This window comes from Buttiauxella sp. S19-1 (assembly GCF_022134725.1).
GTDB lineage: Bacteria > Pseudomonadota > Gammaproteobacteria > Enterobacterales > Enterobacteriaceae > Buttiauxella > Buttiauxella ferragutiae.
This window is the reverse complement of the sequence record NZ_JAHWLU010000050.1, coordinates 1-10,005: the sequence shown is the minus strand read 5'-3', so window position 1 is coordinate 10,005 and position 10,005 is coordinate 1. Positions and strand designations below refer to the sequence as shown.

Below are 10,005 nucleotides of genomic sequence, written 5' to 3'. Positions count from 1 at the left end.
CTAACTCGCAATTGTGTGAGCAATGTCTGCTTCTGGAACTTACCTACCGGTCAGATCCCCATTGATTTATCATTTTCTCTTCACATTCTTCTTTTCTGGAAATGCTCGGAACATTGCACCATTTGGCTGCGCAATCCCCATCCGCACCTGCGTGGCATTCGCCGCTTTATTGATCGCGGCAATATCCAGCCTTTCCGGTACCGGCACTGGCGTAATCTGTGCCTGACAATGCTCCCTGCGCTGGCGTATCCAGAGCCGCTGTGGTTCCGTCAGTTCCGGTGACTGCATGACTTCAAGCCAGCGAGCTTTCGCCCGCCGCCATAAACCTGATACCTCCAGCTTTTCAGCCACGGCATCCTGTACAACTTCCGACATCGTTAACCCTTCTCTTTTGCATCCTAAGCAATGTGTCTTTTATGCCGAAGGCGATAAAGGACAGACTGCTGTCATTACACCCGTGCTTTTGCTGATCCGGGCAAGCGCCATTTTTTCGTGCCCGTCTTCCGCTTCGGTCAGCCAGTCGCAGGCAAAACCGTTTTTCACCGGACAACAAATCATCACTGCACTTTCTGGTGCAGTAAATTCATCCGATTTCTTCGGTACGGGTTTGCCGGTACACCCCACCACTAGCACTGTAGTTAAAAGCATCCACGCTGATTTCTGCATTACCCGGTGGTCTGGTCTGACATAACTATCCGGCGCAGGCAGGCTATCTGCAGTACAGTCGGGATTGTGACCCGGAATGCCCCGCCGCTGACCGCCTTGACCCCATTGAGTGCCGCGCCAAAAGGCCCACCCAGCCCGGCGCCACGCACCAGGCCGTGACCGATAACCCCGATAGCCGCATGTGTGCGTAAAATCTTACTGAGTTGCCCTGAAAGGAGGTGCGACACGCCTGCCGCCAGCTGTTTGTCCTGCATCAACTGAGGTAACAGCGCTTCAAGCTCCGTGACTTTCGCATCAACCGCCGCCAGAAATTCAGCCCTGTGAGCCTCATCCATCTTCTGCCAGCTGTTACGCAGAAAATGCTCCAGCAGGCTCTGCTCTATCTCCAGCGTTGACATCTCTTTGCCTGCTTTCAGCTTCAGGCGTTTGCACACATCCAGCAGGATTGTCCGGTACAGCAGGCCATGCCCGCGCACCTTATTGGCAATACTGTCACCGCCAAAATGCTGCAGCTCCCCCGCTATCAGCTGCCAGTGACGACGGTGTTGCTCAGGATGGTCATCGAGTGCCCGAAATTCTTCATGTTTGAGTAATTCACTGGCAAGACGTTGCTTCCCTTTATCGTCATGCGTTAACAGTGCGGTAATCACTTTTAACTGTTCTTCCGAACAATGCTGTAAAAAATGTAAATCTTCATCTTCTTTATAAACCAGACCCACAATAATAACCCTCGTAATTTGTCCGTAATTGAAATAGCCAGAGACCGCCGAAACATCGGCAGCAAAAGAAAATAGAATGTTATTATTTAATAATTTATTTCGGAGTTTATCTGCAATATAACGAGCCTCTATTAGCTGTTTTATTTACATTCAGGCCAGGTTTTCGATAGCGCGGAAGAATACGTCTTCAGTCATCATGTGGTTACTGCTTATCAACTGGCGCTCATTCCGGATAACCCAGCCCGCTTCCGGGGCCATACTCAAATAAAAATGTTGCCGGGTGGGCTCAAGGTCCGGCACCTCAACGGTCATTGTTAAACAACCTTTCTGTTCCAGCTGGTAAAGCTGTTCAGGCAGAATACTCACGCTGCGGGTATCGTTCTGCACTCTGATGGTGGTGATGTCGTAGCGAGATGCGCCGTTGTTGAGGCTACGGCCAACCGTACTCAGGTCTTGTAAGGTTTTGGTCCCGATAATCACCTCAATACCTGAGCCATCAAACCACTGTTGTACCTGCTGCGCCAGTGCATTCATGCGCTGACAAAATGCCTGAATATCCGCATCGACAGCCCCGTCGCCGGGCACAGTGGTGTTGTGTTTTTGCTGTACTTTGTTAAAAAAGCGCTCTCTGGTTGACACATTATCTCCCATTGCCATGGCGGCTGATGTTATCTTCCATCGGTCATTTCACACTGGATTGTTGCTTTCTGAGTTTCGCCCAATGGTGGTAAACCGCGATACGGCTCCTGCGGGGAAACAGTTTTGCCAGTTCAGTGACCGGTAAATGCTGGTTTTGCGCCAGCAGTTTCAGTTCGTTTTCGTCCCAGCGCAATCCTCTGGGGTGCCTGATTTTCAGTGCATGGGCCTGATTTGCCACAGCGGATACGGTTCTTTCAGGCAGACGGTCAGCAACACGAATCCCTTCGGAAGCGTAGTATTTTTCCAGAATACGGTATTCTTCCGGTTGCCATTTACGGCGAATAATACCCAGCGCAAAAACCTTGCTCAGAATTCCCGTCCATGTCCGCTCGGGTAACATCGCCATTATCGTTGCCTTATCGGCTCCCGCTGCATAATGGGTTGTCAGTACCGCGATATTGGCATCCGTCCAGTGAAGTTGCTTACCACCACATCCCAGTCGTCGGGCCATGCTTTTCACTGAACCGGGCGTCCGTTGCAGGCGTTGTGCTATTTCAGTGACGAGAAGAGTGCCATAGCGCTGCTCAACAAAGCGGAGCTCTTCCGTTGTCCATAATTTCCGGTGATATTGTTTTACAGTATTATGTTTATCCATCTCAGTGTTCATCAGTAAAATATCGTTAACTGGCCATAGTTTTTTAGGGTGAAACAGAATTCTGATCCGGGCGCATCGTGGTCAGTATGTAGCGGTTCAGCAGCGCATCAAGAGCCATTTCCGTCTGGCTCTGCTGTGCCGCTGGCAAGGGTTGTGCCTGTGGTGTTTGTGCCAGCTGACGCAGTTGTTCCTCCACGGGTACCGCTCGATTAAACGCCTGAGTGATGCTGAACACCTGTGATTTCAGTTCACTCACCGTGATGTATTTTCCGCGCTGTCCGTCCAGTATGTTGAGACGGTCAGCCAGCTGTTGCAGTTGTGTCATCCCCTGATACCAGCCAGTGAGGCTTTCCGGAGGGAGTGCGGCGGCGTTCAGCTGCTGTTGCCATTGCCGCACCAGCGTCTGACTTTGGGCTGGCTCAAGTACCTGCGCCTGACGGACCAGCTGATTTCCATACTGTAGTGCCCATACCGGGGACAGGTGCGCAAGTCGGGTCAGTTGCTGTTGCGTCCGGGGAATGAGGTCAACCGGCAGGTCGTTCTTTTGCTTCAGCGCCATCAGCTGCTGCTCTGACAGCACTTCCGGCAAAGGCACCAGGGAAGCCTCAAGCTGAACTGTTTGCAGGTCCTGATGGTTAAACACCTGCCAGCCCCACACAGCTGTACTGCCTGCCACCAGCATCACAACAGCGCCCGCAATAAAGGCTTTCCAGGGCCGGGGTTGTGGCGAGGGTGTTTTCACCACAGTGATATTTTCTGTGGGTTCCGGTTGTGCCACAAATATCCATTGCGTGGTGGCAGGAGTGGCCCGGGGCGGAACATTTTTCGTCACCGTATCCGGCAAAGCAATGCCCGGATACGCTTCATCTTTTCCGGTGCCGCTACTGTTTTCCAGCCGTATCGCCGCGTTATGTAGCTGTATACGCAGGGTCTCAAGCTGGCTGATATGCTTCAGTTCAAGACGTTGCAGGACTGCCTCCATACCAGACAGATGTTGCTCTACCTGGTAGAGTTTTCCGAGGTCGCTGTAGCTGAACGCCAGCGTACGCATCACCTGCTGCAGGCGCTGGCTCAGGCTCGTCAGGATTTCCATCCGGGCATGTACCGGTTGCGGCCAGAGACCGCCCCACTGGTGTGCAAGCAGGACTTCCAGTACCGCCAGTCCTTCGCAGAGCCCGTGCAACCCGGCAATCTGCACACGTGCCAGTGTGTACCAGGCGGCGGTCTGCAGCTCCACCCCATTCTGGCTGAACAGGCTGAGGCACAGGCTTTCCACCTGCTGCCAGTCCACGTCCGGGCGCGCCGGGTGGGTCAGTTTACTAAGTTCATCGCGAAGCTGCGTATAGTCCGGCAGAGCACGGGGGTCTCCACCGGACCGCAGACGATGAGGGGTACCGTAAGACATCAATTGTGTCCTCTTTTAATCAGTTATTATCAGAAAAGTTCAGCATAGGCTTCACCTGAGCCGGTAAGCAGGCGCGGCAAAGCATGACGAGGGTTTCCCGTCATCAGACTTTTTATGGGTGTAAATGAATTCTCAACCCGCCCGGGGAGTATTCCCCCTGGGCATTCAGGTATCAGTCTGGCCACACCGGCAGATGTGCGCCGAGCGGCATGGCCGGCGTGGTGAAACGCAGCGGCGTTTTATCCATATGCAGGGCAGTATTAAAGTACTGCAGTTCACCAAAGGGACCGGTTTCAGTTGCCATGCAGCCGACAATCCACTCTTCTCCAGGGCCACCTGCTTTCTGCCAGCCCGTCACCTGCCCCAGTTGTTGCAGCCAGGTGGCAGTGCGGCATAACGAGACATCTACCTGCCAGGCACCGCCTTCCCGCGCCTGACGCTCCAGCGCCATCAGCACGCCAAGGGTGGCAAGGTAACCTGTCAGGTAATCGTTCGGATAGGTTGGTGCCAGCAGCGGCTTCACCCCCTCCCCTTGAGCCAAGGCCATTCCGGTGCAGGTCTGCGCCAGTTGTTCAAAACCGGGGCGAGTTTTCCACGGGCCTGTGTGACCGTAACAGTTCAGATTCACGGCTATCAGATGCGGGTTAAGGGCCATCATTTCCGGGGCGCTGAGGCCGTAGCGGTTCAGCGCATCCGGGCGATAGCTCTGCACAAACACATCACCGTCACGCACCAGGCGGGCCGCAGTCTGACGGTCAACTGAAACAGATAAATCAAGGTACACATTACGCTTGCCGTGGTTAGTGTCCACATCAAACGGCAGAATGCGTGGCCGGTTCGGGGATGAAATATGCAACACATCCGCCCCCATCTGTGCCAGCCCACGGGTAGCGGTCGGTCCGGCAATGACGTGGGTGAAATCCAGTACTCTGAACGACTGCAACGTCTGGTTAAAACCATAGTGCCGGGCGCGTGGTGTGCTGTCGCTCAGCTTCGTCAGACGGAGCAGCGGCTCTTTATTCACCGCTCTTCCCTGCGGATGCGCCAGCCACTCTTCGGATGTGCGGGTCACGGTGCCACATAACCCGGCATCGGCCAGCGTGGACTCCAGATATTCCGCATTCCATCCTGCAACAGCCTGCGCGATGCGGGTACGGTTATTGGGCACATCCAGAATATCCAGAATACCGTCGCGCAGCTTCGGGTAGCCCCCGTGCAGGAATATCCAGCGGCCATCACCGGTAAGATAAAAATCCGTTGTCGGATAGTCCGGGTCATTGTACTGCCAGTTGTGCCCGTTCTGGCGCTGGAAGGCGACCGCGCAGGTGGACGCCGCCGCGCTGCGGCAGTCCACGGCAATGTGCTGTGGGGGCATCCCGTGCTGCACACGAAGTGCATCAAGCATCACGCCCTGCAGGGCCAGCACTGCAGCTGCCGCTTCTCCCGTGCGAAACGGCATCGGGTAAACAGGGTCAGCACCGGTAATACTGACCTGCGCATCAGGGATATGCGTCAGCCCCAGTTCCTCGCGCAGATGTTCAAAAAGAGATAATGTCATTTACCTACTCGGAAAAGGAGGTTGAACACAGGGAAAACTGGGCCGGTGGACTCAGCTAATCAGGCGAGCCAGCGCCACAGCCCCCAGCGTTTTGATCGCATCGAATGTCAGCTCAATGCCTTTACTTGTGGCCATGGTTTTAATTGACGCCCACAAGGGGAAAGAACGCATGGTATCGAGTCAATCGTGGCCTTTCATCGTCAGTGCCGGAGAACTGACATCCCAGGATATCTGCCCGTCAACACCATGAACAATACTGACACCCTTGATATAGCCATTATCGAGCAGCAATTCCAGATGCCCAAAGAAATGAGATTCGAATTGCCGATAAAACTGGCACCGCTGATTAATTTCCTCATTCGTAAAGCTGAATATATCAACCAGAGGGTTTGGCTTCACTGGGCATCCGGCCAGTAAATCGCTGTCTTCTTCGATGGAAATCAGTTGCTGGCGCAGCAAATCCCAGTCTCTTTTCATCAAGTCATCTCAACGCTCAAAGTGCCGATCGCATATCGACATACTGCTGCTGTTTAAGATGCCGGATGAGCACACGCCCCTCCGGCATAAATTCGGTCCCGTAGCGCACCAGACCGATACCCTTGAGTTCCGCATCAATGGCATAAGCCAGTTCTCCCGGCATGGTCTGGGGTAGCAACACCACATCGATGCGCTTTAAGCGCGGCTCATATTTAAGCAACGCCGAGGAGAGTTTGCCCATCAGCTCATGGGCGGTTCCCGGCATACCCTGCAGGATTTTGGTCATATCCGGCAGACCGTAGTCCGGCAGGTGCGCCAGCGTACCGGCGCGGCAGTTGAGCACGCGCTGCATGTTGTCGAGGACAGATAAAATCACCTGGTTCTGTTCACTGACCTGGCTGAGGCTCAGGCCGCCAGAGAAATTACCGCTCAGCATTTCATACAACGATGGTGTGTTGTGTCCCTGGGGCATCAGTCATCCTTCAGCGGCTGTAATGTCAGTTGGTTATTCCCGGCTTCCAGAATACGCGGCTTGTCCGGTTCCAAATCGTTGCGATTGATAACCTGCTTCCAGGTGTTGTTCACCATATCCGGATGACGGAACAGCCCCACCACGGCCACAAATTGTGCGTCCTCTTCCATCGGCATATCGAGATTTGCATCCCCGCCCGGTTTCACCACCACATCACGACTGGCCAGCAGTTCGTCTTTCAGGCGTGTTTCGCCGTCTTTGAGCAGTTGTTGATAGACCGTTTTATCAAAAACCTTACGGTCCTTCAGCTGGTAGACCCGTACCACGACGGGTTCGGACAGGGAGTTGCTTTCGCGCGCATCAGTGTTGAGTGCTTCACGCGCCGTAAAATCCAGATGCAGCACCTTAATCTTCTTGTAAAACACGGCGGTATAGACTGATTTTGTGCCATCCGCGACATCCTGCGTCACGCCACAGCCCGTCAGGCTTACAGCCAGCAAAGCTGGCAGCCAGCGTGTGGTTTTAGTCAAACTTGTACGTAACACGTCGGTTTCCTTGTTGTAGTATTGCGGGCTGCAGACCTGTGTAATAACCCAGTTCCGTCGTAAAATTCAGCGGGATATCGTCAGAAAGCACCTCTTCCTCTGCGCCCAGCACGCCATTCATGCCGAGCCAGAAAGGCCCCTCGCCGAGAGGAGGCACCGTCAACAGTCGGGTATGGGTAGTCAGGGTGATTTTTGCCTTAAAGCGCCAGCCCAGATAAACCCGCAGCATCACCAGAAAATCCTGATACAGCAGGCCATCCGGTTTCCAGCCCTGCGACTCCAGCTCGTTGTCGGTAGAAAGGGCAATCAGCAACTGGCTGTTGGCATCCATCGCCTCTTCACCGAGCGGCGTATTACCATCCAGCAGAAAATCGTCGTCGCCATAAAAACCCAGTGGCTGACTGACCTCCACCGGCCGCAGGCAATACGGGCTGACCTGCACCGTGGTATCTAGCGCCAGCAGGCTCACCAGCGCCTGCATCCCCTCCTGGGTTTTGCCGGGCTGTTGCAGCACACCAAGCAACGACAGAAAGCGCGACACCGGGGTGGCGATATGCTCTGCCGTACCCGGTATCCCCAGCCCCACCAGGCCGAGTAGAGACTGCGAAATACTGTCGGTCCCGCCGGGCTCGAACGTGGCCGGATAGGAGTATTTACGCCAGATGCGGTAAAACTGAGTCAGGATGCGGTGGCTGAAAATATCCAGAAAGCCCTGCAGTGCATCATGCCCTTCCCGGCGCTGGGTGATATCATCCAGATACGCGGTTGGGAGCGGGGAATCGACGCCATACAGACCCATAAAGGTGGTGCGAATGACCGGCGGTTGGCTGTCATCATCTTCGTCGTACTCGACTGCTTTCAGCTCGCTGACCGGAAACCCCATCCCCGGATGCGGGACAAAGCGCACCGGGTCATCCGCGGGATGGCTGGTTGAGCCCATCAACGGTTTATCCGGATTACGCTTCTCCAGCAGCTGGCAGAATCGGTAAAAGTTAATGCGATGAAGGTCGGCTTCCAGTCTTGGGGTCAGCCGGGAATGCGGCGGTTGTGCTTCTCTTCCCATTCCAGGCGCTCTCCGGTCGGTTGCAGGATGATAATCAGGCGGTTAAACAGGTAAATGTCGGTGTAGAGCGCGAAGAATCGGCTCAGCATTTCGCCAAACAGGCAGATATCGCCGCGACCGGCAAAGCCGTGGCTGTCCAGGGTCACTTCAATCTGCACGCCGCGCACCAGATAGCCCTGTTCGAAGCGCTCAGTTTCGCTGTGCTTCACGTCGATGATGGCCTCCAGACGACGGCGATTCATCTCGCTGTCTGTCCATTCATACAGCGCCAGCGTGCCGCGCAGCACATCGGCGTTATCCATCATTGACAGAAAACCACTGCCAAGGTGACTCAGCACGCGCCAGTGAAAACGGTCCTGCGCGGGCGGATAACAGGGCAGCGTCGGGGCGCAAAGGTTGCGCACGGCGATACTGGCCGAAGTGGTTTTCATCACCGTGTCGAGCACAGTACTTTGTAGTGCGCGTCGTGGTAACTGGCCATTGGTGCCGGTCAGCGTCAGCGACAGGCTTTCATCTTCAGGAATGGTGTGGTTATCAAAAACTTCCCCCCCGAGTATCAGCCAGGTGTTATGCAGCCCGGATGGGCCACGGCGCACGCGGGTGTGATAGTAATATTCCGGGGCTTCATGGCGCATCATCCCGCCTTTGTGGCGGAAGCTGGAGAACGGTACGTACGTATGCTGACTCGATGACATGACCGAGTTCACGGCATAAATCTCGGTATGACCATCCTGCACACGCATCGGACGAAGCATGTACTCTGTCTGCAGAGAGTTCAGCGTTAGCGGGTCGGATTCCAGCGGGAACAGGTTAATCACCGGCACGCAGTTCAGGCGCAAGTGCTTCCCGGTAAAGCTGAAGTCATGCTCCCAGCGCTCCGCCAGCACCACGTCGATTTCAAACCAGGGAATTTCCGCCGGAAAGACCACGGTCTCCAGCCCACGCAGACCGGTAAACATGAATTTCTCACGGAAGGTGAAATACTCCAGCAGAAGTTGATAGCCGCTAAAACTGCTGCTGCCCTTCGGCCACAGGTCGTCGTCATCGCCAAATCCGAGGGCGGTGAAATACCCGTCCAGTGGTCTTCTGTCCATGTCACCGGGCATCCGCAGCCACATCCGGGCCACGTTCATGGTGAAGGCTTCGTGCATGGCACAGGCCAGTGGCGCATCGGCATTGAAATAGAAAGGAATATGGCTGAGATCGATACGGCTCCAGTCCGCCAGTTGGCTGCAGTTAAAGCGCAGCGTGATAACCGAACGGCCATCAGGATCAGTTGCCAGGCTTGCCTGCTCCAGCGACAGCGGCTGAAGGTCGATTTCTTTGGTGGTGGTGTATCGGCAGCACGTGCCTTTTTCGCCAATTGGCCGGGAGTTGACTTCGAAGCCTTTAACGATGCGCATCTGCTCTTTCATTTCGCGCCAGTCAGGTATGAATTCGACCACCGACATCGACGGAATGGTACGCAGATAATGCGGCCACAAAAGGCTGACCAGCCCTTCCGTCAGTTCTGGCAGGTCATCGTCGAGCTTCTCGCGCAGCCGTCCCATCAGGAAAGCAAAGCCTTCAAACAGGCGCTCCACGTACGGGTCGCGTGCGCCAGCTTTGTCGAGATTGAGCATTGCCGCCTGCTCAGGGTGAGCACGGGCAAACTCTTCGCCGGCTTCAAGCAGGTAGCGCATTTCGGCGTCGTAATAACGCAGGGTTAAGTCGTCCATTGTATTTTCTTAATAGATTATATGTTTATTTGTTTTAATTAATTCCAGGAGACATTCGGAATTTAATGTTTAACATCTCAATTAATAC

Annotated in this window: 12 protein-coding genes; all 12 read right to left on the bottom strand. The window is 54.7% G+C overall.

The features are described from left to right. Positions 1 to 69: 69 nt before the first annotated feature. Complete coding sequence (locus MES37_RS12790; protein WP_237931603.1) at positions 70 to 375, bottom strand: PerC family transcriptional regulator; 306 nt, start codon at positions 373 to 375, stop codon at positions 70 to 72. 39 nt (positions 376 to 414) lie between these two features. Then, complete coding sequence (locus MES37_RS12785; RefSeq protein ID WP_237931601.1) at positions 415 to 648, bottom strand: hypothetical protein; 234 nt, start codon at positions 646 to 648, stop codon at positions 415 to 417. Positions 649 to 665: 17 nt separating this feature from the next. Next, positions 666 to 1,385, bottom strand: coding sequence for an acidic protein MsyB (msyB, locus tag MES37_RS12780; RefSeq protein ID WP_237931599.1), 720 nt, complete (start codon positions 1,383 to 1,385; stop codon positions 666 to 668). A 150-nt stretch (positions 1,386 to 1,535) separates the two neighbouring features. Continuing rightward, positions 1,536 to 2,024: a hypothetical protein gene (locus MES37_RS12775; protein WP_237931598.1), complete on the bottom strand. Its 489-nt coding sequence runs from the start codon at positions 2,022 to 2,024 to the stop codon at positions 1,536 to 1,538. Positions 2,025 to 2,067: 43 nt separating this feature from the next. After that, the gene (locus MES37_RS12770) at positions 2,068 to 2,679 is read right to left on the bottom strand and encodes a hypothetical protein (protein ID WP_237931596.1); all 612 of its coding nucleotides are present in this window, start codon (positions 2,677 to 2,679) and stop codon (positions 2,068 to 2,070) included. 43 nt (positions 2,680 to 2,722) lie between these two features. Beyond that, complete coding sequence (locus tag MES37_RS12765; protein WP_237931593.1) at positions 2,723 to 4,084, bottom strand: VasL domain-containing protein; 1,362 nt, start codon at positions 4,082 to 4,084, stop codon at positions 2,723 to 2,725. Positions 4,085 to 4,256: 172 nt separating this feature from the next. Beyond that, positions 4,257 to 5,642, bottom strand: coding sequence for a CoA transferase (locus MES37_RS12760; protein ID WP_237931591.1), 1,386 nt, complete (start codon positions 5,640 to 5,642; stop codon positions 4,257 to 4,259). A gap of 180 nt (positions 5,643 to 5,822) precedes the next feature. Further along, on the bottom strand, positions 5,823 to 6,119 hold the full coding sequence (locus MES37_RS12755) for a DUF2513 domain-containing protein (RefSeq protein ID WP_237931589.1): 297 nt from the start codon (positions 6,117 to 6,119) through the stop codon (positions 5,823 to 5,825). A gap of 16 nt (positions 6,120 to 6,135) precedes the next feature. Further along, on the bottom strand, positions 6,136 to 6,591 hold the full coding sequence (tssE, locus tag MES37_RS12750; RefSeq protein WP_237931587.1) for a type VI secretion system baseplate subunit TssE: 456 nt from the start codon (positions 6,589 to 6,591) through the stop codon (positions 6,136 to 6,138). Continuing rightward, on the bottom strand, positions 6,591 to 7,136 hold the full coding sequence (tssJ, locus tag MES37_RS12745; RefSeq protein WP_237931585.1) for a type VI secretion system lipoprotein TssJ: 546 nt from the start codon (positions 7,134 to 7,136) through the stop codon (positions 6,591 to 6,593). The genes tssE and tssJ overlap by 1 nt, the downstream gene beginning before the upstream one ends. Next, positions 7,114 to 8,199: a type VI secretion system baseplate subunit TssG gene (gene tssG / locus MES37_RS12740; protein ID WP_237931584.1), complete on the bottom strand. Its 1,086-nt coding sequence runs from the start codon at positions 8,197 to 8,199 to the stop codon at positions 7,114 to 7,116. Before tssG ends, tssJ begins: the two co-directional genes overlap by 23 nt. Further along, positions 8,163 to 9,917: a type VI secretion system baseplate subunit TssF gene (gene tssF, locus MES37_RS12735; RefSeq protein WP_237931583.1), complete on the bottom strand. Its 1,755-nt coding sequence runs from the start codon at positions 9,915 to 9,917 to the stop codon at positions 8,163 to 8,165. Before tssF ends, tssG begins: the two co-directional genes overlap by 37 nt. Positions 9,918 to 10,005 lie beyond the last annotated feature (88 nt).

Excerpts from the sequence above, each read along its gene's own strand:
- MES37_RS12755 (WP_237931589.1), bottom strand. The coding sequence starts at position 6,119 with ATGAAAAGAGACTGGGATTTGCTGCGCCAGCAACTGATTTCCATCGAA.
- MES37_RS12765 (WP_237931593.1), bottom strand. The coding sequence starts at position 4,084 with ATGTCTTACGGTACCCCTCATCGTCTGCGGTCCGGTGGAGACCCCCGT.
- MES37_RS12790 (WP_237931603.1), bottom strand. The coding sequence starts at position 375 with ATGTCGGAAGTTGTACAGGATGCCGTGGCTGAAAAGCTGGAGGTATCA.
- tssF (WP_237931583.1), bottom strand. The coding sequence starts at position 9,917 with ATGGACGACTTAACCCTGCGTTATTACGACGCCGAAATGCGCTACCTG.
- tssE (WP_237931587.1), bottom strand. The coding sequence starts at position 6,591 with ATGCCCCAGGGACACAACACACCATCGTTGTATGAAATGCTGAGCGGT.
- MES37_RS12760 (WP_237931591.1), bottom strand. The coding sequence starts at position 5,642 with ATGACATTATCTCTTTTTGAACATCTGCGCGAGGAACTGGGGCTGACG.
- MES37_RS12785 (WP_237931601.1), bottom strand. The coding sequence starts at position 648 with ATGCTTTTAACTACAGTGCTAGTGGTGGGGTGTACCGGCAAACCCGTA.
- tssG (WP_237931584.1), bottom strand. The coding sequence starts at position 8,199 with ATGGGAAGAGAAGCACAACCGCCGCATTCCCGGCTGACCCCAAGACTG.
- MES37_RS12770 (WP_237931596.1), bottom strand. The coding sequence starts at position 2,679 with ATGGATAAACATAATACTGTAAAACAATATCACCGGAAATTATGGACA.